Genomic DNA, 22415 nt, shown 5'->3' with positions numbered 1-22415 from the left:
CTTTTTATTTACCCCGTGAGTTAGCATTTGCTCACCAACCGCACAGGAGGACCCCATGAATGCAATCGGACACGGCATCACCGCCATCGTGCTGAAAAAGGCCTTCCCGGAAGCCAATCTCGGCTGGCTTCTCGTTTCCACCGAAGCTGTGGAGATCGCCTTTGTCGGCTTCAACATTGCCGGTATCGAACGCACGGAAATCGCCGTGCCGTTCAAAAGCGTGATGGACATGCATCTCGTGCACATGCCCTGGTCGCACTCGGTGCTGGCAGGTCTTTGCTTTGCCGCGCTCTTTTATGCCGCCGCGATATACTTTACCAAGAACCCGCGCATCGGCCTGGCGCTGGCGCTTGGCGTCTTCTCCCACACACTGCTCGACCTTGCGGTCCATGCGCCCGATATGGCGCTCGCCCCGCTCATTGACGGGCCGATGCTCGGCACAGGTCTTTACGGCTCCCATCCGCAATGGGCTTTTGCCGCCGAAATCTTTTATGCGCTTTTTTGCTGGTGGATCGCGCAAGGCAATTGGAAGCTCTTTGCGCTCATCGTGATCGGCAATCTCGTCTCGATCACTTCGTACTTTCCAAACCTCGAGGGATCGGAAAACCTGCTCGCGGAGAACCCGGCCATCTTTCCCTATTTCGTGCTGGGGCAGATCGTCATCTTTCTAAGCCTGATCTGGCTCTTCGGGCGCCGCCCGCGCGGGGCGAAAGCCGTCCCTGCCTGACGCGCATCCGGGCGGGCAGGTTACTCCTGCTCGTCCGGCTCGAGGCTCCCGCGTTCGGAAATCGCGCGCACTTCGCGCAAAATCGCATCGGTGCGCATCAGCGGCAGGATTTCGTTGATCAGGCGGATACCGGCGGCGGCAAGGCGGGCGGCATCTTTCTGGTCATAGCGGTCGCCGAGATTGCGGTAGAAGGTCGCCACCTCATCATCGACCAGAAACTTGATGAATTCGGCATAGCGCTGCCAGCTGCGCACGCCGTAACTGATATCGTCCGTATAGCCGGCCGCGCGCACTTCGTCCCAAAGCTGAAGGAGCCTGGCATTGCGGTGATCGATCCAGCGCGTGCCATCGCGCTCCTCGACATGGATGAGCCCCATATCGATATATTCCTCGATATCGGCATCGGGCACATCAAGGCTCGCGGAAACCTCCGAAAGCGGGCGCTCCTTCAAGCCTTCGGGATTGGAGAGCAGCGGATAAAGCGCTTCTTCGAGCCCGATCAGCGGTTCCACCTGGCCGCCCCGGCGCTGTTCCTGGGCATGGATGACGTGCTTGATGACGGAGAGCGGCAGAAAGCGTTCCTGCTGGAGCTGTTTGATCAGCTTCAGCCGTTCCACATGCTCAGCGCCATAGCGCGCGACATTGCGCTTCGGGCGCTCCGGCTCCGGCAAAAGCCCTTCGCGGATATAGAAGCGGATCGTCTCCCGGCCCACACCCGCTGCCTGCTCCAGCTCCTTCATCTTCATCGTTACGCATACCTTTTCAGAAGAACCGGCCCAGTTTAGGCGATTTTGCCCGAAAGACCGAGAGGCCGGTCAAAAAAGAGCCCCGCCCGGCGGACCGGGCGGGGCTGCTCGTCTTTTGCAAGAAACCTCAGGCGACGCCGAGGCTTTGCAGGAACTCGTCCTTGAGCTGACGCTTGAGGATCTTGCCATTGGCATTGCGCGGCAGAGGCTCTGTGCGCAGCTCGATCTTCACCGGCACCTTGAAGGCGGCAATATGCTCGCCCACGAAGGCGCGCAGCTTTTCTTCCGTCACCTTGGCGCCCGGCTTGATCTGCACGATCGCGCCAACCTCTTCGCCCAGCACCTTGTGGGGAATGCCCACCACGGCGGCATCCATCACGTCTTCATGCGCATAAAGGGCATCTTCCACTTCCACGCAGTAAACGTTCTCACCGCCGCGGATCAACATGTCCTTGGCGCGGTCGAGGATGAAGATGAAACCTTCCTCATCCACCCGCACGAGATCGCCTGTATGGAGCCAGCCATCGGTAATCGCCTCGGCGGTCGCCTCGGGCTTGTTCCAATAGCCGCTGACCACATTCGGCCCCTTGATCCAAAGCTCGCCCACTTCATTGGGGCCGAGCTCCTTGCCTTCCGCATCCACGACCTTGATGTCGCACACGGGAATGGCGGGCCCGGCGCTGTTCGGCCGGTTGACGTAATCTTCCGCCGAGTTCTGGCTCGTCACGGACGACGTTTCGGTCAGCCCATAGCCGTTGCCGGGCTGCACCTGGGGAAACTCTTCCTTGATGCGGGTGACAAGCTCGGGCGCGGAAGGCGCGCCGCCATAGGAAATGCTTTCCACTGAGGAGAGGTCGTAATCCTTGAAATGAGGATGTTCGAGCACCTGCCAGACCATGGCCGGCACGCCGCCGAACGCCTTGATCTTTTCTTCCTGGATCAGCTGCATGGCTTTCAGCGGATCCCATTTATACATCATCACCAGCTTGCCGCCGCTGAAGGTCGTGCCGCACAAAATGGCGTGGCAGCCCGTGGCATGAAAAAGCGGCACGGAGATCAGCGTCGAGGGCTTGGGCCCATCCGGGTCCGGCGGCTGGGGAATCTCGCCCCGGCGCATCATCGAGCGCGCGGTACCGATGGCAAGCGAGAGCAGGTTGCCGCAAATATTGCGGTGCGTGCCGAGCGCGCCTTTCGGTTTGCCCGTTGTGCCGGACGTATAGAAGATCGTCGCATTGTCTTCCGGCTCGAGCGCAACATCGGGCATTTTCGTGTCGGGCAGATCGGCATAGGCCCCATAAGGCGCAACCACCTCTTCCCAATCATCGCCGCCGGCAAGATCGCCGACGCCGCGCACGACCAGAAGCCCGCCGAGATCGAGGTTCTTCAGATGCGGCTTGATGCTTTCCAGCCGCTCACCGTCGACCACCGCCAGCTTGGCGCCGGAATCGGACAGGCCGTATTCCAGCTCCTCACCCGTCCACCAGGAATTGAGCGGCACGACAATGGCGCCGACGGCCGCCGCCGCCCAGAACGCGATCACCCATTCAGGATAATTGCGCATGGCGATGGCGACACGGTCGCCTTTTTCGATGCCGTATTTGTTCTGCAGCGCGGTAGCGAGCTTGGCCACCGCCCGGTAATGCGCTTCGAAGGTGACGCGCTCGCCTTCATAGACGAGAAAATCCAGATTGCCGTGCCCGCGGCTCACTTCGAGCACTTCGCGCAGGCTCCCCGGCGCATTCTTCCAGACCCGCATCTTCACGCCGCGGATCTCTTTTTCTTCCATCTCAAGCGGCGAGCCCTCGCCGGTCAGCAGCGCATGGGCATCGGCGATCGACATGGCAGGCCACGGCGCGGAATTGGCGGCCGTTTCACTCATGGGGAAACTCCCTGCAACAGTTTGATTATTGGTATAGGCCGGTTTGCCCGGCTCGGTTTGGCCGGATTACACATCGAAAGCCCGCCGAGGCCAAGCCCAAACGGGTCAAAATCGGTGAAAAACCATAGGTTTTTTGGTTGCCCCCAGCCTGCGCCCGGTTTGAGCCCAGGCTGGGTCAAGGCTTTAGGCCGGAAATGGCGGCATCTCGCCCCATTCGGCGGGCCCGTACATCTCCTCTGCCTCTTTCGCGGCCTTCTCATAGGCCTTGCGCGAGCGGTAGGGGCCGAATTTCGGGTATTTTTTGGGATCGGCAGGCACGATCTTGCCGCCGGATTTGGGCAGCACCTGCAGATATTCCCCCTCCAGCCCGATCAGCGGAATGGGCGCGTTCCGGCGCGAAAAGACCCGGCGCATATTGGCCGACTGTTCGTGAAAGGCCAGATACTCGCCCTCATCCACATCGGTGAGCGTATCGTAAGCCTCGATGAACTCCTTCACATAGGCCTTGTCCACCGCCTCGATATTGGAGATGACCCAGCAGCGGTCCTCGAAAACCCAGTAATAGGCGAGCCCTGCAAATTCCCCGTCCTTGGTGAAATAGGGATAGAAGGGAAAGGCCCGGCAGGCGAGCAGGCGATTGTCGCGCTCGCAATATTTCGCGCCGTTGCAGACGATGGCGACGCAGGTCTCTTCGATCTCCGCGACTTCCTTTTTTGCGTGGGCGTCTTTGGGCTTGTAGCGCTTCCACATGTCGGTGCGCTTTTTCATCACTTTCCATTCCGGCGGCGAGGCGGCGGGAATGGCATGATCGTGATCGCAGCACACCGGCTGGCCGCCATTCAAAGGCGCGCAATATTTGCCGCAATCATGCGCTTTGGAAATCGGCGCGCCGAAATTCTCATAGATCGTCTGATAGTGCTTCTTCTTGGCGCCCATAATGTGGCGAGCCTCCCATAGAGCCGCTGATATCGTACCGCACATCAAGCCAGATGCCGCGCCTGACAGGATGGGCGTAACAGCGCGGCAGGTAAAGAGCAAGTGAGGCGCCCGCGCAGAGAAACCGCCGGTCAAAAAAGGCCGCGCCATTGGCCTTCACGCGCGCGGGTGCTTATGCTGGCCCGCCTGAATAAAGCCCGCACATGAATTAAGGAAACTGTGCCCATGTATCCGCCCCGGCGTATCGTCTGCCTGACCGAGGAAACCGTCGAAGCGCTTTATCTGATGGGGGAAGACGCGCGCATTGTCGGCGTTTCGGGCTATGCCGTGCGCCCGCCGCAAGTGCGCCGGGAAAAACCGCGCGTCGCCGCCTTCACCTCCGCCAAGATCGACAAGATCCTGGCGCTCGAACCCGATCTCGTTCTGACCTTTTCCGATCTGCAGGCGGACATCGTCGCCGATCTCGTGAAAGCGGGCATTGCCGTGCATGCCTTCAATCAGCGCGACATTGCCGGCATCTTCGACATGCTGCGCATGCTGGGCGGCCTGATCGGCGAGCCGGAAAAAGCCGAAGCGCTCTGCGCGCGCCTTGAGGGGCGCCTTGCCGACATCCGCGCCGCTTCTGCAAAGCTCCCCCGCCGTCCGAAGGTTTATTTCGAGGAATGGGACGAGCCCATGATCACCGGCATCGGCTGGGTGTCGGAGCTGATCGGCATTGCAGGGGGCGAGGAATGCTTCCCCCATCTCGTCAAAGAGCCTTCCGCGTCAAACCGCATCATCAGCCATAGCGATCTGCTTGCCGCCGACCCGGATATCTTCATCGGCTCGTGGTGCGGCAAGAAATTTCAGCCCGAGGCGGTGCGCGCCAGACCCGGCTACGAGGCCTTGACAGCGGTGCGCGCGGGCGCCCTCCATGAGGTCAAATCCACCATCATCCTGCAGCCCGGCCCCGCCGCGCTGACCGATGGCCTCGATGCGCTTGTGGACATTATCCATGGCTGGGCCGCCGCCCAAGCGGCTTGAGAAGCGATCTGAGAGGCCTTTAGAAGCCAGCCGGGCGCTTTCGCCGCACCAACTCTTTGCCCGCTCACGCGGACTTTCCTTGCATAGTGCGAGTGAGTAGCAATATTAATGGTGCAAAGAACAACGCGCCAGCTTGAAGAGCTGCGGCGCTAAGGGATGTGTGAACCATGCCGGACATTTCGACCGCTGCTGAAAACCAGGTAACGCTCGCCGACATGCGCTACGGCGAGAAAGGCCGTATTGCCAGCATCGCCAGCCAAACGGCTGAAAACGATGCGGGCCTGGCCGCGCGCCTGCTCGAACTCGGTATCATGGAAGGGGCGGAGATCGAGGCTCTGCACCGCTCGCCTTTCGGCGGCGATCCCATGTCGGTGAAAGTCGACCGCACCATCATCGCCCTGCGCCGCGCCGATGCCGGCACCATCATCATCGAACGCCTGAACGGAAACTAATATGAACTCGGCCCTGCGTCTCGCGCTGGTCGGCAATCCGAATGCCGGCAAATCCGCTCTCTTCAACGCTCTGACCGGCAGCCGCCAGAAGACCGGCAACTATCCGGGCACGACCGTGGAGCGCCGCGCCGGGCGCTTTCAAACGCAGCACGGGCTGGAAGTGAATGTCGTCGATCTTCCGGGCACCTATTCGCTCTCCGCGACAAGTCCCGACCAGGTCGTTACCCGCGAAGTGGTGCTGGGCCAGCGCGACAGCGAGCCGCTGCCGGACGTCATTTTATGCGTGGTCGATGCCACGAACCTCAAACTCCATCTGCGCCTCGTCCTGGAGCTGAAACAGCTCGGCCGGCCCATGCTGATCGCCCTCAACATGATCGATCTGGCCACGCGCGATAAGATCGACATCGATGTGGACGCGCTGGAAAGCGCGCTCGGCATTCCCGTCATTCCGACCGTCGCCGTGCGCCGCTCCGGTGTGAAGGAACTGAGCGTCGAACTCTCAAACCATCTTAATGATCTTGTCGAGGAAGCCGCCAAGACGAAACCGCTGCCTGCCTGGCAGCCGCAGGACCTGAAATCCCTGCAAAAAGAAGCCGGGCGCATCGCCAAAGTGGCCACGCGTTCCGAAGGCATCGAACATGTCATGACGCGCCGCCTCGATGCCTTGTTCCTGCACAAAATCGCCGGGCCCGTCATTCTTTTTGCCATGCTCTTCGTCATGTTCCAGGCGGTTTTCGCCTGGGCCGAAACGCCGATGGAATGGATCGATATGGGCATCGGCGCGCTTGCCGACTGGCTCATCGCCAGCCTGCCGGACAATGCCTTGCGCAGCCTGCTTGTGGACGGCGTGATCGCGGGTGTCGGCTCGGTCGTCGTGTTCCTGCCGCAGATCCTTATTCTCTTTGCGTTCATTCTGGCGCTGGAAGCCTCGGGCTATATGGCCCGCGGCGCCTTCCTGATGGACCGCATCATGGCAAGCGTCGGGCTCAATGGCCGCGCCTTCATTCCGCTGCTCTCCAGCTTTGCCTGCGCCATTCCCGGCATCATGGCAACGCGCACCATCGACAATCCGCGCGACCGGCTGACCACCATCATGATCGCCCCGCTGATGACCTGTTCGGCGCGCATCCCGGTCTATACGCTGCTCATCGCCGCCTTTATTCCCAACCGGGCCGTGGGCGGCGTCTTCAACCTGCAAGGCATGGTGCTTTTCGCGCTTTATCTGGCAGGCATCGTCAGCGCGCTTATCGTGGCCGGTGTCTTGAAGCGCACCGTCACGAAAGGCGCTTCCCAGTCGCTGCTTATGGAACTGCCGAAATACCAGCTCCCCAATCTGCGCGATCTGGTGCTCGGCCTTTACGAGCGCGTGAAAATCTTCATAGCGCGGGCGGGCAAGTTCATCCTGACCACCATGATCGTGCTTTGGGTGCTGGCCTCCTATCCCGCCGCACCCGCCGATGCCGCGCTGCCGGATATTTATTATTCCTATGCCGGGCAGATCGGCCGGGTGCTGGAAATCCTTTTCGCGCCCATCGGCTTTACCTGGGAGATCGCGATCTCGCTCGTGCCCGGCATGGCCGCGCGGGAAGTTTTCGTCGGCGCGCTCGGCACGGTCTATGCGCTCTCTGGAAGCGAAGACCAGATCGCCACGAGCCTCGTCTCCCGCCTGCAAAACGCCTGGTCGCTGCCCACAGCCCTTGCCGTCATGGCCTGGTATGTCTATGCGCCGCAATGCCTTGCCACCTTGGCCGTTGCCAAGCGCGAGACGAACTCCTGGGGCTGGATGTTCTTCATGGCAGGCTATCTGACCGCCATTGCCTATCTGGCCGCGGGCATCACCTATTGGACCGCCACCGCGATCATCGGATAAGCCATAAGAATCAAGCGCTTACGGGATTAGTATGCGCTTTCTAGACTTCCTGTCCTACACCTGCGGTCAACGGAAAGGGTGCCCCCCAACCTGGTGTTCCAGGCGGGGCCCGAGCGGCCCCGGCCCTTTCCCCCCAATGGACAGGAGAGTGACCATGGCGAAGAAAACCGAAACCCGCGAACTTTTCGCAACCCTTCCCGCCGCCCGCACGTTGTGGCTGGCAAGCCTCGGCTTCTATGGCCGCCTTTATGACGAAGCGCTGAAGCGCGCCGAACAGCCGCGCGAACGCGCCCAGACCCTGTTTAGCGGTTTCGTGGCCAAAGGCGAGGAAGTGGAAAAAGAAACCCGCTCCACGCTGACCCGCGCCCAGAAGGAAGCAACCGACAATCTGAAAGCCGCCCGCACCCAGGTGCAGACCACGGTGGAAGAACGCATCGCCAAGCTGCGCGACGCGCTGCCGGTTCCCCAGCTTCCCGCCAATGTTTTCCCGGCCAATGCCCGGATCAAAGAACTGGAAGCGGAAGTCGATGCCCTGACCCGCAAAGTCAACGCGCTGAACGCCAAGAAGGCCGCCGCCAAAACGGCCGCGAAGCCGGCGGCGCCGAAAGCTGCCGCCAAGCCGCGCACCGCTAAAAAGGCTGCGTGAGTCCTCCCTGACGCAAGCTGAAACTGGCCCCGGCCTTACTAAAGTCCGGGGCCTTTTTTTAAGCCGTTTATTGTGCACTGCACCTTAAGTTACCAGGACCCTTACAGGTCCTCGCGTGTTTTTCACTTCTATTTACTGGCGATTATGCGTTCTACTTAATCCCGGAGGAGCGCCGCCCCGGCGGCCAGCGACCGGAATACCGGCGCAAGTGAGGAGGGATAATCTATGGCGAACACGGATCATAACCTTGGCAAACAGGCCGACGAAAACACCATTGCCATGAGCCCGCTGGTGGGCCTGCCGCGCGAGGAGCTGCTGGCGGCCATCGGCACCGTGCTGAAGGAAACGGCGCGCCATCCGATAAATTTCGCGCGCCATGCCGGCACTTTCGGCAAGGATGTCGTCGATATCGTGCGCGGGAAATCCGAGCTCGGCCCCGAGCCGAAGGACAAGCGCTTCAAAGACCCGACCTGGGCCTTCAACCCGGTCTACCGCGCCGGCATGCAAAGCTGGATGGCGCTGCAAAAGGGCCTGAACAATTGGGTGGACGATCTGGAACTTGCCGAGCTGGAACGGGCCCGCGCGCAGATCGTGCTCAACATGATCACCGATGCGCTCTCTCCCACGAACTCGCTGATCGGCAATCCGGCCGCCCTCAAACGCGCCTATGAAACGGGCGGGCTTTCCCTCGTCAAAGGGCTGAAAAACGCCTATAGCGACATCGTTCATAATGGCGGCATGCCCTCCCAGGTCGACAAGCGCCCATTCAAAGTGGGTGAAAATCTGGCCTTGAGCGAAGGCGCGGTCGTCTACCGCACGGAAATGGCCGAGCTCATTCAATACAAGCCCCAGACGCCGGAAGTTTACGAGATCCCGGTCTTCATGGTGCCGCCCCAGATCAACAAGTTCTACGTTTCCGACCTTTGCCCCGAACTGTCACTGGTGAATTACCTCACCCAGCTCGGCCATCAGGTTTTCATCATCTCCTGGCGCAACCCAACGAAGGAACATGCCCATTGGGGCTTGGCCGATTACATCCGCACGGTGACGGAGCTCTCCGATGTGGCGATGAAGATCACCGGCCAGAAGAAACTCAACATCACCGGCGCCTGCTCCGGCGGCATCACGGTTTCGACATTGCTCTCGAACCTTGCCGCGGAAAATGACGAGCGCGTGAACACCGTCACCTTGCAAGTCTGCGTTCTCGATCCGCGCCGCACGGACAGCGAAATGGGCTCGCTCGTCAACAAGCGCGGGCTGGAATTGGCGCGCAAGCGCTCGGCCAAGAAAGGCGTTCTGGAAGGCAGCGATCTGGCCCGCATGTTCGCCTGGCTGCGCCCTAACGACCTCGTCTGGAACTACGTGGTCAACAATTATCTGCTCGGCGAAGACCCGCCCGCGTTCAATATTTTGTACTGGAACAACGATTCTACCAATCTTACCGCTGCGCTGCATTCGGACTATCTGGCACTATATGAAAGACAGCCTTTTGCGAATCAGGGAACGGTTGATTTCATGGGGAACAAGATCGATCTGCGCAAAGTCAAAGCCGACACCTTCATCGTTGCCGGCATGACCGATCACATCACCCCCTGGAAAGCCTGTTACCGCACGACCCATCTGATGGGCGGCAATGTGAAGTTCGTTCTGTCCGCAGGCGGACATATTCAGGCGCTTCTCAACCCGCCGCTGAATCCAAAGGCGAAGTTTTATTGGAACGAACACAATCCGGACAATCCGGAAGAATGGCTGGCTGGCGCAAGCGAGAAGAAAGGCTCCTGGTGGGACGAATGGGCGGTTTGGCTTTCCGAACGCTCCGGCGCCCCGAAGCCCGCGCCCAAGAAACTGGGAAACCGTAAATATCCCCCGATCGAGGCGGCGCCCGGCAGCTATGTGTTCGAATAGAAAAGGATGAGTATATGCCGGTAGGCAAAACCCCGTCTCATACGCCGCATCTGCCGAAGATGCGCTATCCGACCATCGGCGGACAAAAGCTGCGCGTGGCGATCTGGGAAGGATCGGGACGGGCCCGGCCAATTCTCTTCTTCAACGGCATCGGCGCCAATCTGGAACTGGCAGCGCCTTTGGGCGAGGCTTTTACCGACCGCGACGTCATCACCTTCGACATGCCCGGCATCGGCAAGTCGCCGGCCCCGCGCTGGCCCTACCGGGCCTGGCAGGCCGCGCGGCTTGCCCGCAAGGTGCTCGATGAATACGGCTATGACGAAGTGGACGTGCTCGGCGTTTCCTGGGGCGGGGCGATGGCGCAGCAATTTGCCATGCAGTACCGCCGCCGTGTCGGCAAGCTGATGCTGGCGGCCACGTCCGCGGGCATGGTGATGGTGCCGGGCAAACCCAAGGCGCTTTCCAAACTCGCCCATCCGCGCCGCTATCTCGACCCGGCCTATCTGATGCGCAATTTCGAGCAGCTTTACGGCGATGATCCCGATATGGCCGAAACACACGCCATCAGCATTTTGCCGCCCACCGCGCGCGGCTATATGTTCCAGCTGCTTGCCATGGCGGGTTGGACCTCGGTGCCCTTCCTGCCCTTCCTGCCGCATCCGACGCTGATCATGATGGGCGACAGGGACAATATCGTGCCGCTCGCCAACGGGCATATTCTCAAGACGCTCATTCCCCGCTCCCGCCTCTATGTCGTCAACGGCGGCGGGCATCTCTTCCTTGTCAGCCGGGCCGATGAAATCATTCCGGTCATGCAGGATTTTCTGGATACACCCGAGGAATTCGAAGGGGCTGGAGCGCCCGCGCTCTAGTCCGCGCATTCACCTTTAAAGGAGGCCTTCATGACGCGACAGAAAACCCCCGTGGACCGCGCCAGCGAACTCGCCCGCCGTATCTGGCTTGCCGGTGTCGGCGCCTACGGCCAGGCCTATGACGAAGCCCAGGAACAGATGTCACGGGTGAACGAGGAAACCAGCAAAGTCTTCGAGGAGCTGGTCAATCGCGGCGAGACGCTGGAAAAGAAACTGGCGCCCGCGCGTGAGCGCGTGACCCAGCAGTCGGACAAAGCCCTCGCCTCGCTGGAGGAGCGCCTTGAAAGGATGCGCGCCATGTTCGGCATGAGCGGCAACGACCCGGACCTTGCCCGCAAGGTGGATGCGTTGACCGCCAAGGTCGATGCGCTTTCCGCCAAACTCGATGCGCTCGGTGCAGCTGGGGCGAAGAAACCGGCGGCAAAAAAAGCGGCAGCAAAAAAGCCTGCCGCAAAGAAAAAAGCACCCGCAAAAAAAGCGGCGGCAAAAAAGAAAACCGCCGCGAAGAAACGCTGATGCGAAGCGGGGAAGCTGAAGCGGCATGAAAACCCGCGACCGGATTCTCAAATCGGCGCTCGCCCTTTTCAACGAAGAGGGCGAGCCTTCCGTTTCCACCGTCGACATCGCCAATGAAGTGGGCATCAGCCCCGGCAATCTCTATTATCATTTCCGCGGAAAAGAAGTGCTGATCGAAGCGCTCTTCGATGCCTTCGAAGAAGAGATGCACATCGTCCTCGAAGCGCCCGTCGCCAAGCCTTTATCGGTCGAGGATAATTGGCTCTATCTCTACGTGGTCTTCGAGGAAATTTACGATTTCCGCTTCTTCTACCGCAATCTCTCCGATCTTCTGCAGCGCTATCCCCAGCTTGCCCGCCGGTTCCGCGATCTTCTCGCCTTGAAGGAACGCGCGCTCGGCGCCTTGCTGCGCGAGCTGGCGGGCCGCGATTTCATCCATCTGGGCGACACTGAGCATATCCATCTTGCCGAACGGCTGACGCTGTTCATGACCTATTGGATGAACGACCGGGCCGTGCGCCATCCGGAAGAAGACGGGCCGGACCTCATCCATCGCGGCGTCTTTCAGATGCTGCTGACCATCGGCGCTTATGTGCCTGAAGGACGTGAGGTCTTCCTCACCCTGGTGGAAGGCTTTTACGCCGATATTTCCACCAAAAAACGGCGCTGAATCGCACTTTTCCGGCCCTTTCAACATTACGAAGTTTTAACTCCCTCTTCATGCAGCCGCGCACTCTGGTTGGTTAGGATGAAGGGCGGGCACGAATTCGTGATCAAACAGCCCGCAGCGCGCCGCCATTTGCGCCGCGCTTGCAGTCGGCAAAGACTCAACCACCCGGTTTGAGGGGGATCAGACTGCAAAAAGAGAAAGGAGAAACCGGGACTAAATTGGAGGAATAAGCCATGAAAAAGAGCATTGCTCTGGCTTCGGCGCTTCTCGCCGGCTCGCTCGCCGGAACGGCGGCAGCCAAGGTGCCCGAAGCTCAAACGAACCGGCTTGGGAACGATCTGACGCCGATCGGCGCGGAAAAAGCCGGTAATGGCGGGGACATTCCCGCCTGGACGGGCGGGCTGACCAGCGTCCCCGACAATGTCAAAGGCGAATACAAGGCCGGCGAATTGATGCCGAACCCGTTTGCCGGCGACCAGCCCAAACTCGAAATCACCTCGGCCAATATGGGCCAATATTCGGACAAGCTCACCGAAGGCTATAAAGCGCTTCTGACGACCTATCCCGATTACAAGATGAAGGTCTATCAGACGCGGCGCACCTGCGCGTATCCCGAATTCGTCTATGAAGCGACGAAGCGCAATGCCCAGGTCGCCGAGCTGACGCCGGGCGGCAATGGTGTGTCCGAGGGGATCATGGGCTTTCCCTTCCCGATCCCCAACAACGCGCTGGAAGTGATCTGGAACCACACGCTGCGTTACCGCGCCTTCAAACTGACGCGCGAGTTCACCGCGGCCCCAGTCACCCGTTCGGGCGAATATGAGCTGCAGACCGTGCAGGACGAAGCCATTCTGCAATGGTCGGACCCGAGCAAAAAACGCGCCGAAGAGCTGAACAACATTTCGCTCTACTACATCGCCAACACCGTGGCCCCGGCCCGTTCGGCAGGTAGCGTGATCCTGGTGCACGAAACGCTGAACCGCGCCATCGAGGACCGCAAGGCCTGGCAATATTCGCCCGGCACACGCCGTGTGCGCCGCGCGCCGAACATTGCCTATGACAATCCGGGCACGAACTCCGACGGGCTTTCCACCTCGGACAGCTTCGACGGCTATAACGGCGCCCCGGACCGCTATGACTGGACCGTTCTCGGCAAGTCCGAGAAATTCGTCGCGGCAAACTCCTACGATGCGACGCTTGCGACCTATGATCAGCTGATCAAGCCGCTGCATCTCAATCAGGACTATGTGCGTTACGAAAACCACCGGGTCTGGACCATTGAGGCGAAGCTGAAGGAAGGCACCCGCCACGTCTATTCGCGCCGGGTCAAACATCTCGATGAGGACAGCTGGACCATGACGGGCGCCGAGCTTTACGACGGCCGCGGCGAGCTGTGGCGCGTGCAGGAACTGCATGGCCGCCAGTCCTATGCCGTGCCGCTCTGCAACAAGGGCGCGGAAATCGTCTATGACCTGCAGGCCGGCCGCTACCTCGCTCTGGCGCTGCAGAACGAAGGTCAGCCGATTAACTATGCGGCCGACGAGCTGAATGCCGACCGCTACACACCGGCTGCGATTCGCCGCCTCGGCGTGCGCTAAACCGCAAGCCTGTCACAATGGCTTGAAGCCGGCTTCCTTCGGGGAGCCGGCTTTTCTTTTGCTAAGGCGCTCAAATCAATAAGAGTCCCGATCATCCTAGAGCAGATTGTCTTAAGGCAAACGATTGGCAAAGGCTGGCGCGCGGAGACCTTACAAACATTTAATGAAAGGTAACCAGGAAAGAAGGGTAACGTCCTCATGGAAATGGGTCTCGGATTTCAAGGGGGAGGCCCGCGCCAGAAGACAGATAAAATGGGCAGAAGAACGCCGTGTGCTGGCACTCCTCTTCCCTTCGGTCTGCGGCGATAATCACGGAGGGAATAATGAAAATGAGAAAGAGCTTAGCCTTGGTATCTGCCTTGGTCGCCGGCACGGTTGCCGGATCGGCTCTGGCCAAGGTGCCCGAGGCTCAGGTCAACCGCCTCGGCGCCGACCTGACGCCCATGGGCTCGGAAAAAGCAGGCAATGGCGGGGCGATCCCGGCATGGACCGGCGGCCTGTCCAGCGTCCCGGCCAGCGTGCAGGGCGAATATTCAGCCGACAAACTGATGCCGAACCCGTTCAAGGGCGATGCGGTTCAGTTCGAAGTCACCGCAGGCAACATGGCGCAGTATGACGGGCAGCTGACGGAAGGCTACAAAGCCATGCTGTCGACCTACCCGACCTACAAGATGAAGGTCTATCAGACCCGCCGCTCCTGCGCCTTCCCGGAATTCGTCTATGAAGCCAACAAGCGCAATGCGCAGGTTTCCGAACTGACGCCGGGCGGCAATGGTGTGTCCGAGGGGATCATGGGTTCGCCCTTCCCGATCCCGAACAACGCGCTGGAAATCATCTGGAACCACACGCTGCGTTACCGCGCCTTCAAACTGACGCGCGAGTTCACCGCGGCCCCAGTCACCCGTTCGGGCGAATATGAGCTGCAGACCGTGCAGGATGAAGCCATTCTGCAATGGTCGGACCCGAGCAAAAAACGCGCGGAAGAGCTGAACAATATCTCGCTCTACTACATCGCCAACACCGTGGCGCCCGCCCGTTCGGCAGGTAGCGTGATCCTGGTGCACGAAACGCTGAACCGTGCCCTTGAAGACCGCAAAGCCTGGCAGTATTCGCCCGGTACCCGCCGTGTGCGCCGCGCCCCGAACATTGCTTACGATAACCCGGGCACCAACTCCGACGGCCTGTCCACTTCGGACAGCTTCGACGGCTACAATGGCGCCCCGGACCGCTATGACTGGACCGTTCTCGGCAAGTCCGAGAAATTCGTTGCGGCCAATGCCTATGACGCTTCGCTTGCGTCCTATGCCGATTACCTCAAGCCCCTGCACCTCAATCAGGACCATGTCCGTTATGAGCTGCACCGGGTATGGAGCATCGAGGCCAACCTGAAAAGCGGCACCCGCCACGTCTATTCGCGCCGTGTGACTCACCTCGATGAGGACAGCTGGACCATTACGGGTGCGGAACTTTATGACGGCCGCGGCGAGCTCTGGCGCGTTCAGGAGCTGCATGGCCGCCAGGACTATGGCGTACCGCTCTGCAACAAAGGCGCGGAAATCGTCTATGACCTGCAGGCCGGCCGTTACCTCGCTCTGGCTCTGCAGAACGAAGGTGAGCCGATCAACTACGGCGCCGAAGAACTGGATGTGAACCGGTACACGCCGGCCGCCATCCGCCAGCTCGGCGTGCGTTAATCGACCAGCCTCCCCGGAGGCAAAAGAAAAGGCCGGTGCGCAAACACCGGCCTTTTTTATTGGATAAATCCCAAATGCTCAGCTTGTTCTCGGCTAGGTTTGGCGCTCCCCGTCCGCCTCTTCCGGCCGGAAGAAAAGCCCGAGCTGCAGACTATGGGCGATACGCTGCGCCTTTACCGTAAAAAGCGCGCCCGCCTCGGGTCCGGCCACATCATAAGCAGCTTCCTCGAAAAGCTTCAGCCAGCGGGTGAAATGGTCGGGTCTTATGGTTTTGACCTTCATATGCGCCGCCATCGGCCTGCCGTGATAGCGCCCGCTCATCAGCATGACGGACGACCAGAAGTCGCACATTTTCGCCAGATGGGGGCCCCAGTTCTCTTGGTTGCCGATGGCGCGCGCGAAGACCGGTCCCAGCACTTCATCCGCCTGGACCCGCCGGTAAAATTCATGCACGAGATCATGTATCATGGTCTCCGTTACGGCCCCGGCTTGGGGAGAAGGGGAAACATGCATCGGCACACCTTTAAGAAGCATTTTGAATACCTATTATCTGATACCGATAGGCTGGGCTTCAATGGACAAAAGCGCCGGAAGATGCGGCGAAACGTCTCCCGCCGCGGCGCGTTTATGACGATGAAGCGAAATCCGCGCACCCTCCCCGCTTTCCCCTTTGTAGCAGCAGCGAACTGAGCTAGACGGGGCACAAACAACGCCAGAAGACCTTGAAGGATTGGCCGGATATGACGGAAAAACTGACACTGGGCTGGGAAGAATGGGCAAGCTTGCCGCGCCTCGGCCTGCCAGCCATCAAAGCCAAGATCGACACGGGCGCGCGCACCTCCTCGCTCCATGCCTTTGCTGTCGAGCCCTTCGGTTCTCCGGACAGGCCCCGTGTGCGCTTTGGCCTGCACCCCATCCCCAACCGGCCGGAAGTGGAGATTTATTGCTCGGCGCGCGTCATCGACCGGCGGGAAATCACCAGCTCCAATGGCGAAGCGGAAATGCGCTATATCATCGAAACCCCGGTCAATATCGGCGGGCGCGAATGGCCGATCGAGATCTCGCTCACCAACCGCGAATCCATGCAGTACCGCATGCTGATCGGCCGCCATGCCTTGATGAAGGACGACGCCGTAGAGCCGCGCCGCTCGTTCATTCAAGGCGAGCTTTCCTATGATGTTTACAAACCCCAAGCCTCCAAGCCGGAAGTCCAGCGCTCGCTGCGCATCGCGATCCTAACGCGCGAGCCGGAAAATTATTCCACTCAGCGCCTGATCGAGGCGGCAACGGCGCGCGATCATGTCGTCGAGCTGATCGATACGCGCCGCTGCTATATGAATATCAACGCCTTTTCGCCGGAAGTTTATTATGACGGCCGGCCGCTGCCCCGTTTCGACGCGGTAATCCCGCGCATCGGCGCTTCGCTTACCTCCTATGGCATGGCGGTCGTGCGCCAGTTCGAGGCGCTCGGCACCTATTGCGTCAACACGTCGACCTCCATCGGCAATTCCCGCGACAAATTGCTGGCGCATCAGTTGCTCGCCAAGCACGGCATCGGCATGCCCACAACGGCTTTTGCCTCTTCACCGAAGGATTCCGACAATCTCATCGAGCTGGTCGGCCAGACCCCGATCATCATCAAGCTCTTGGAAAGCACGCAAGGGCGCGGCGTCGTTTTGGCCGAAACGAAAAAAGCCGCTCAATCGGTGATCGGCGCTTTCCGCAATCTCAACGCCAACTTCCTCGTTCAGGAATTCGTCAAGGAGGCAGAAGGGGTTGATATCCGCTGCCTGGTGGTGGACGGCAAGGTCGTCGCCTCCATGCGCCGGGAAGCTCAGACCGGCGATTTCCGCTCCAACCTTCACCGGGGCGGCACGGCGCGCTCCGTGCGCATCACCAAAGAAGAACGCGATGCCGCCATCCGCGCTGCGAAGATTCTCGGCCTCGAGGTCGCAGGCGTCGACCTCCTGCGCTCCAATTCCGGCCCGAAAGTGCTGGAGGTCAATTCCTCCCCCGGCCTGCAAGGGATCGAATCCGTCTCCAACAAAGACATTGCCGATCTCATCATCCAGCATATCGAGCGGCGGGCCCATCCCATTGTGCGCCGGCGCACCGGCCGGCGGGCCGCAGCAGATTGACCGATATTTAGGGTGAAAACCCAAAATGCTTGACAGACGCGGCGTCAATCCACCATAACTGACAAAATGTCATAATTGGAGGATGAGACCCGTGAACGCACCGGCCTATTTCAACGCGCCTGCCGCGCCCGTTACTCCCGATGTCGAAACCTTGATCATCGGCACCGGCTTTGCGGGCCTTTGCATGGCCATTCAGCTGCAAAAGGCGGGGCGGCATTCCTTCATGCTGCTCGAAAAGGCGGAGGATGTGGGCGGCACCTGGCGGGAGAACACCTATCCGGGCTGCGCCTGCGATGTACCCTCGCATCTTTACTCCTTCTCCTTCGAGCCCAACCCGGATTGGAGCCGGATGTATTCCCCGCAACCGGAAATCCAGCGCTATATCCGCCATTGCACGGAGAAATACGGGCTGCGCCCCCATATCCGTTTCAACACGGAAATGAAGCGCTGCGAATTCGACGGCGCAAGCGCGCTCTGGCATGTGCATACCGGCACGGGCGAGATCATCACCGCCCGCTATCTCGTCTCGGGCATGGGCCCGTTACACAAACCCGTCTATCCGAAAATCGCCGGGCTCGAGACCTTCAAAGGCAAGAGCTTTCACTCGGCCCATTGGGACCACGAGTATGATTTCACCGGCAAGCGGGTCGCGGTAATCGGCACCGGGGCGAGCGCCATTCAGTTCGTGCCGCAAGTCGCAGGAAAGGTAGAAGAACTTCATCTTTTCCAGCGCACACCGCCCTGGGTTCTGCCCAAAGCCGACCGGGACATGAAGCCTTGGGAGCAGAAGCTCTTCAAAGCTCTGCCCTTCCTGCAGCGGCTTTTCCGCTCGCAAATTTATCTGCGCATGGAAAGCCGCGCCCTCGGCTTTACCGTCAACCCGAAGCTGATGAACAAAATCGCCGAGATGGGGCGCAAATATATCGCCTCCCAAATCGACGATCCGGCTTTGCGCGAAAAACTGACGCCGGATTATATGCCCGGCTGCAAGCGGCTTCTGATTTCCAACGATTATTACGCCGCCCTCAATCGCGCCAATGTTACCTTGGAAACGGATGGCATCAAAGAAGTGCGCGCCAGCTCCATCATCACCAATGACGGACGCGAGATCGAGGTCGACGCGATCATCTATGGCACGGGCTTTGAAGCGGCCGATCCCATCAATCCGGGCCAGTTCATCGGCCCTGACGGAAAGGATCTGCATGCCCATTGGGAAAAGAATGGGGCGGAGGCCTATTACGGCATTTCCGTTTCCGGCTATCCCAATCTCTTTTTCCTCTCCGGCCCCAATACCGGCCTTGGGCATAATTCGATCATCTTCATGATCGAAGCGCAGGTGAATTACATTCTCCAATGCCTGGACGAGGTGGAAAAACGCGGCGCGGATATGCTCGATGTGCGCCAGAACGTGCAGGACGCATTCAACGAGAAACTGCAAAAGGAAATCAAGACGACCGTCTGGTCTTCCGGCTGCACGAGCTGGTATCAGCGTGAGGATGGCAAGAACACCACGCTCTGGCCGAGCTTTACCATGCGCTACTGGCACGAGACGCGCCGCCTGCATCCCAACGATTATGCATTCAGCAAAGTATCTGAAAAAATTGCGCTCGCTGCCGATTAAAAGGCAAATCAAACGCGAAGAAAGCCGCTCCTTGAGAGCGGCTTTTTTGCGCCCGCTATTATCCCGTGAATTATTTATGACAGTCATAAGCTGTTAGGACTCTGCGCTCTTAATCGGCGCTGTCGGCCAGGGCGCAAATTTCCAACCGTCCGTAAATGATAGATAGTTCCGGGGTGCATGACGATGCGTATCGACGTCAAGCTGCTGACCGTAATGAGCAGCGTTCTCTTTCTTCTTCTCGCGCTCTTTGCAGGGACCACACTCCTTTTTCTCGACCGTGTTACGGCAATCGAAGCAGGACGCGCCGATGCGCTAGAGAGTTTGAACGCCAGATTGCGCGCCGAGATTTTCGACTTACAGGCCGCCTATCGCAGCGTGCCCCAAAGGCTTGAAGCCGATCCGCTGAAACTCATGAGCGCCTGGGTCATGGAAACCCATTCGGCCGAGGAGAAATTGCATGAAGGCCGCAGCGCTCTCTCCGCGCGGTACAAGAAAATATCTCAACGCCGCGATTTGCGCCTCGGCCGCCTCGTTGTCGAAGAAATGGACGGCACCGTCCGAGTGTCCGTGGGTATATTCGAAGAAGGGCGCTACCAGTCCTCGGCGCGCGAATATATCTTGCAGAACGCTTCCTTTTCCGAGGTAAAAGCAAAAGCGGAGACGTTCGCAAACGCCATGGCGGATCCCGCCGCGCTTCAGCAGAAAATCAGTGCGCTTAATTTGAAGATCGCCGAAGACAGTCTTTCCGCCGAACAGGCCCGCGCTGAGATGTCCACCGCCATGGCTGAGATTGCCGAAGAGGCCAAGACGGCAGAGGCAACCGCTGCGCTCATTCGCTGGCTTCTTGTCGTCTCCACCCTTGTTGTCACGCTCGCGGCCACGGCAGCCGTTTACTTCGCCGCGCGCCATATCGTCACGAAGCCGCTTGTCCGCCTTTCCCTCAGCGCGCAAAAATTGATCGCCCGCGAGGAGGCGGAGGTACCCTATATCGGGCGGCGGGACGAAATCGGCGCGCTGGCAGGCGCGCTCAGCCACCTGAAAAACGCCAATGAAAAACGCCGGCATCTGGAAGGCGAACAGGAACGGCGCGAGAAAGCCTTGGAAGACCGGGCAAACCGGGTGGCGGCACTGATCCAGGCCTTCAATGCGGCAACGGAAAAGCGGTTCGGTGTGTTGAGCGAAGCGGCCGGCCAATTGCGCGGCACGGCCGAGCGCATGAGCGGGCAAGCGCGCCAATCCGCCGAACGCACCCGCGAGGCGGAAATAGCCGCGCAAACCTCCCGCAGCGCCGTTGAGAAAGTGGCAGGCGAAACACGCAGCCTGATGGAGAGCGCCGGTAAAATGGGCAATCAGATCGGCGATTGCCGCGCTCACTCGAGCGACGCCGTTACCCGGATGGAAAAAGCCGGCGCCAAAGTGGGCACGCTCGGCAAGCTTTCAGAGGAAATTGGCGAGATCGTGACGACCATCGCAGCCATTGCCCACCAAACGAACCTGCTCGCCCTCAATGCCACGATCGAGGCGGAACGGGCGGGCGAGCGCGGCAAGGGGTTTGCCGTTGTTGCCCGGGAAGTGAAAAACCTTGCGCTTCAAACCCGCGAGGCAACTCAGTCCATCGAAGCGCAGGTCGGTGCGGTGCAAGACGCGGTCGGCGGGGCGGTGGAAGGCATGTCGGGTGTCGGCATGGCGATCACGCGAATCGATTCCGCGCTGGATGCGACCCATAATCTCATCGAAGATCAAAACCGTGCGGCAGGTGAAATCAACGAGCTTATGGCGCAGTTGACGGATACCGCCCATTCTCTGGAGCGCACCGCCGTCGAAGCCAAAAACGATACCGATGCGGCGGGCAGCGAAGCGGCGCGTCTGGAAGAAGCCGCCCAGACGCTCACCGGCCAATCGAGCCTCTTGCAGGAAGAGATCGAAACATTCCTCTCCCAGGTCGAAGCCGCCTAATACGGTTTTATCCGAACGAAAGAATATGTCCCTCGTCGGGGCGGATCGTGCCATCGAGCGCGGCGCGATAGGTTTTCACGATCGCCTCTTCGCCTTTACCCTCGCGCACATTCATCCAGCCTTGCGCAAAGGCGGCGAAAGCAGCCGACGCTTCGGCAATTCTGTTTTGAAATCCGGCCGGTCCCCAATCCGCGAGCCGCTTGGCGATTTGTGTCGGCGCGAAAAAGAATTCCGGCGCCGGCCCCGGCAAATCGCCTGCGCCGCCCGCCCCCTTGTCCCAATGCGCGCCGCCCACCAGCATGCTATAGGCGAGATCGCCGCCAAGGCGCTCATGCACGGCCCGGCGCACATCGCCATTGCCAGCGATATCGACAAAGACGGCTTTTTCTTTTTCCATGCTGCCGATCCCGTCATACGTCACGACCGCGTCATAGCAGCCGAGCGCACGCACGAAATCCGCATTGCCCGGCGAAGTGAGCCCCACGGTGCGGATGCCGCCGTTTTTCTTGAGCAGGCCGTTCTTCTTAAGCAGAAAGGCAAGGCCGATTGAGGTTTTCGCCGAGGCGCTGGAAATCACCACAGCTTTGGCGCCGTAGAAATCCTGATCGCGCAACTGATCCTCGATCAGGAAGGAGGTGGTGAAAAGCGGCTTGAAAAGCATCTGATAGGCTTCCTGCGCAGGCTCATAGGAAGGATCGCCCGCGCAGCGCGTATATTGATTATAAACATCGGCAAGCCTTTGCCGGTGCGCGGCCCCGTCGAAGAAGGACCCCTTCTTCACTTGCGTGGGGCTGACCTTCAAATGCGTGGACATGGGCAGGTAGCCGTAAAGCCGCTCGCCCTCGACAATCTCCGGATGCCGGCTGGCGGCAACCGTCGCAAACCCCCAGACCGGAATGCGCCCCTTGTCTTCCGCGCCCGCCGGAAAGAATGACCAATAAGACATGGCCTCGCCGAAGGCGGCATAGGTCACGTTGTTCGCCGTGAAAGCGAAATGCTCCACCTTCAACAAAACCTCACCCTCCTTCAGTTCATCTGTCTGCGAAGGGGTAAAGGCAAAATCATGCAGGTCGTTTTTAGAGACGATAAAATCTGTCGCGGCGAGCATCCGGTCCTCCCTTGGCTTTGCCTAAGCATGGCAAAGGCGGTCGCGATGTCCAGACACT

The 22415-nt window shown here is 59.9% G+C and carries 19 protein-coding genes; 14 read left to right on the top strand and 5 right to left on the bottom strand.

Annotation, left to right across the window (positions count from 1 at the left end):
- The first annotated feature begins 55 nt into the window (after positions 1-55).
- On the top strand, positions 56-727 hold the full coding sequence (locus M2A_RS04505; RefSeq protein WP_045443491.1) for a metal-dependent hydrolase: 672 nt from the start codon (positions 56-58) through the stop codon (positions 725-727).
- Positions 728-747: 20 nt separating this feature from the next.
- Here the strand turns inward: M2A_RS04505 and M2A_RS17140 are convergent, their stop codons facing one another.
- From M2A_RS17140 to M2A_RS17135, 3 genes are all read right to left on the bottom strand, one after another.
- A complete protein-coding gene (locus M2A_RS17140; RefSeq protein WP_052379202.1) occupies positions 748-1473 on the bottom strand; it encodes a MerR family transcriptional regulator in 726 nt (241 codons plus the stop codon).
- A gap of 127 nt (positions 1474-1600) precedes the next feature.
- Complete coding sequence (locus M2A_RS04495; protein WP_045443488.1) at positions 1601-3352, bottom strand: class I adenylate-forming enzyme family protein; 1752 nt, start codon at positions 3350-3352, stop codon at positions 1601-1603.
- Positions 3353-3535: 183 nt separating this feature from the next.
- A complete protein-coding gene (locus tag M2A_RS17135) occupies positions 3536-4288 on the bottom strand; it encodes a hypothetical protein (protein ID WP_052379201.1) in 753 nt (250 codons plus the stop codon).
- A gap of 219 nt (positions 4289-4507) precedes the next feature.
- Here M2A_RS17135 and M2A_RS04485 point away from each other — a divergent pair, with 219 nt between their 5' ends.
- From M2A_RS04485 to M2A_RS04440, 10 genes are all read left to right on the top strand, one after another.
- Entirely contained in the window at positions 4508-5311 is an 804-nt protein-coding gene (locus M2A_RS04485; RefSeq protein WP_197052840.1) for a cobalamin-binding protein, read from the top strand.
- A gap of 167 nt (positions 5312-5478) precedes the next feature.
- Complete coding sequence (locus M2A_RS04480) at positions 5479-5763, top strand: FeoA family protein (protein ID WP_045443484.1); 285 nt, start codon at positions 5479-5481, stop codon at positions 5761-5763.
- Between the two features lies 1 nt (position 5764).
- Positions 5765-7633 (top strand): ferrous iron transporter B, encoded by a 1869-nt coding sequence (gene feoB / locus M2A_RS04475; protein ID WP_045443482.1) that lies wholly within the window; start codon positions 5765-5767, stop codon positions 7631-7633.
- Positions 7634-7787: 154 nt separating this feature from the next.
- Positions 7788-8279 carry a phasin family protein gene (locus M2A_RS17130; protein ID WP_052379200.1) on the top strand — a complete coding sequence of 164 codons (492 nt, stop codon included), beginning with the start codon at positions 7788-7790 and terminating at the stop codon, positions 8277-8279.
- Positions 8280-8504: 225 nt separating this feature from the next.
- Positions 8505-10184 (top strand): alpha/beta fold hydrolase, encoded by a 1680-nt coding sequence (locus tag M2A_RS04465; RefSeq protein WP_045443480.1) that lies wholly within the window; start codon positions 8505-8507, stop codon positions 10182-10184.
- Positions 10185-10198: 14 nt separating this feature from the next.
- Positions 10199-11056 carry an alpha/beta fold hydrolase gene (locus tag M2A_RS04460; protein WP_045443478.1) on the top strand — a complete coding sequence of 286 codons (858 nt, stop codon included), beginning with the start codon at positions 10199-10201 and terminating at the stop codon, positions 11054-11056.
- A 30-nt stretch (positions 11057-11086) separates the two neighbouring features.
- The gene (locus tag M2A_RS04455; RefSeq protein ID WP_045443476.1) at positions 11087-11572 is read left to right on the top strand and encodes a phasin family protein; all 486 of its coding nucleotides are present in this window, start codon (positions 11087-11089) and stop codon (positions 11570-11572) included.
- Between the two features lie 25 nt (positions 11573-11597).
- A complete protein-coding gene (locus tag M2A_RS04450; RefSeq protein WP_045443473.1) occupies positions 11598-12242 on the top strand; it encodes a TetR/AcrR family transcriptional regulator in 645 nt (214 codons plus the stop codon).
- A 233-nt stretch (positions 12243-12475) separates the two neighbouring features.
- Positions 12476-13840, top strand: coding sequence for a DUF1329 domain-containing protein (locus tag M2A_RS04445; RefSeq protein WP_045443470.1), 1365 nt, complete (start codon positions 12476-12478; stop codon positions 13838-13840).
- Between the two features lie 347 nt (positions 13841-14187).
- Complete coding sequence (locus tag M2A_RS04440; protein ID WP_197052839.1) at positions 14188-15534, top strand: DUF1329 domain-containing protein; 1347 nt, start codon at positions 14188-14190, stop codon at positions 15532-15534.
- A 93-nt stretch (positions 15535-15627) separates the two neighbouring features.
- Here M2A_RS04440 and M2A_RS04435 read toward each other — a convergent pair whose 3' ends face one another.
- A complete protein-coding gene (locus tag M2A_RS04435; RefSeq protein WP_244444376.1) occupies positions 15628-16002 on the bottom strand; it encodes a group III truncated hemoglobin in 375 nt (124 codons plus the stop codon).
- A gap of 272 nt (positions 16003-16274) precedes the next feature.
- On the opposite strand from M2A_RS04435, the gene rimK reads away from it, so the two are divergent.
- The 3 genes from rimK (at position 16275) to M2A_RS04420 (ending at position 21249) form a co-directional block, all read left to right on the top strand.
- Positions 16275-17672 carry a 30S ribosomal protein S6--L-glutamate ligase gene (gene rimK, locus M2A_RS04430; protein ID WP_045443467.1) on the top strand — a complete coding sequence of 466 codons (1398 nt, stop codon included), beginning with the start codon at positions 16275-16277 and terminating at the stop codon, positions 17670-17672.
- Between the two features lie 91 nt (positions 17673-17763).
- Positions 17764-19293, top strand: coding sequence for a flavin-containing monooxygenase (locus M2A_RS04425; protein ID WP_197052838.1), 1530 nt, complete (start codon positions 17764-17766; stop codon positions 19291-19293).
- A gap of 183 nt (positions 19294-19476) precedes the next feature.
- Positions 19477-21249 (top strand): methyl-accepting chemotaxis protein, encoded by a 1773-nt coding sequence (locus M2A_RS04420; RefSeq protein ID WP_197052837.1) that lies wholly within the window; start codon positions 19477-19479, stop codon positions 21247-21249.
- Between the two features lie 7 nt (positions 21250-21256).
- Here M2A_RS04420 and M2A_RS04415 read toward each other — a convergent pair whose 3' ends face one another.
- A complete protein-coding gene (locus M2A_RS04415; RefSeq protein ID WP_052379198.1) occupies positions 21257-22357 on the bottom strand; it encodes a DUF2855 family protein in 1101 nt (366 codons plus the stop codon).
- Between the last annotated feature and the right edge of the window lie 58 nt (positions 22358-22415).

Origin of the sequence: Tepidicaulis marinus (genome assembly GCF_000739695.1) — a bacterium.
In the GTDB taxonomy this organism is placed as follows: domain Bacteria; phylum Pseudomonadota; class Alphaproteobacteria; order Parvibaculales; family Parvibaculaceae; genus Tepidicaulis; species Tepidicaulis marinus.
This window is presented reverse-complemented; position numbering and strand designations above follow the sequence as displayed.

Excerpts from the sequence above, each read along its gene's own strand:
- M2A_RS04505 (WP_045443491.1), top strand. The coding sequence starts at position 56 with ATGAATGCAATCGGACACGGCATCACCGCCATCGTGCTGAAAAAGGCC.
- M2A_RS17140 (WP_052379202.1), bottom strand. The coding sequence starts at position 1,473 with ATGAAGATGAAGGAGCTGGAGCAGGCAGCGGGTGTGGGCCGGGAGACG.
- M2A_RS04495 (WP_045443488.1), bottom strand. The coding sequence starts at position 3,352 with ATGAGTGAAACGGCCGCCAATTCCGCGCCGTGGCCTGCCATGTCGATC.
- M2A_RS17135 (WP_052379201.1), bottom strand. The coding sequence starts at position 4,288 with ATGGGCGCCAAGAAGAAGCACTATCAGACGATCTATGAGAATTTCGGC.
- M2A_RS04480 (WP_045443484.1), top strand. The coding sequence starts at position 5,479 with ATGCCGGACATTTCGACCGCTGCTGAAAACCAGGTAACGCTCGCCGAC.
- feoB (WP_045443482.1), top strand. The coding sequence starts at position 5,765 with ATGAACTCGGCCCTGCGTCTCGCGCTGGTCGGCAATCCGAATGCCGGC.
- M2A_RS17130 (WP_052379200.1), top strand. The coding sequence starts at position 7,788 with ATGGCGAAGAAAACCGAAACCCGCGAACTTTTCGCAACCCTTCCCGCC.
- M2A_RS04465 (WP_045443480.1), top strand. The coding sequence starts at position 8,505 with ATGGCGAACACGGATCATAACCTTGGCAAACAGGCCGACGAAAACACC.
- M2A_RS04460 (WP_045443478.1), top strand. The coding sequence starts at position 10,199 with ATGCCGGTAGGCAAAACCCCGTCTCATACGCCGCATCTGCCGAAGATG.
- M2A_RS04455 (WP_045443476.1), top strand. The coding sequence starts at position 11,087 with ATGACGCGACAGAAAACCCCCGTGGACCGCGCCAGCGAACTCGCCCGC.
- M2A_RS04450 (WP_045443473.1), top strand. The coding sequence starts at position 11,598 with ATGAAAACCCGCGACCGGATTCTCAAATCGGCGCTCGCCCTTTTCAAC.
- M2A_RS04445 (WP_045443470.1), top strand. The coding sequence starts at position 12,476 with ATGAAAAAGAGCATTGCTCTGGCTTCGGCGCTTCTCGCCGGCTCGCTC.
- M2A_RS04435 (WP_244444376.1), bottom strand. The coding sequence starts at position 16,002 with ATGATACATGATCTCGTGCATGAATTTTACCGGCGGGTCCAGGCGGAT.
- rimK (WP_045443467.1), top strand. The coding sequence starts at position 16,275 with ATGACGGAAAAACTGACACTGGGCTGGGAAGAATGGGCAAGCTTGCCG.
- M2A_RS04420 (WP_197052837.1), top strand. The coding sequence starts at position 19,477 with ATGCGTATCGACGTCAAGCTGCTGACCGTAATGAGCAGCGTTCTCTTT.
- M2A_RS04415 (WP_052379198.1), bottom strand. The coding sequence starts at position 22,357 with ATGCTCGCCGCGACAGATTTTATCGTCTCTAAAAACGACCTGCATGAT.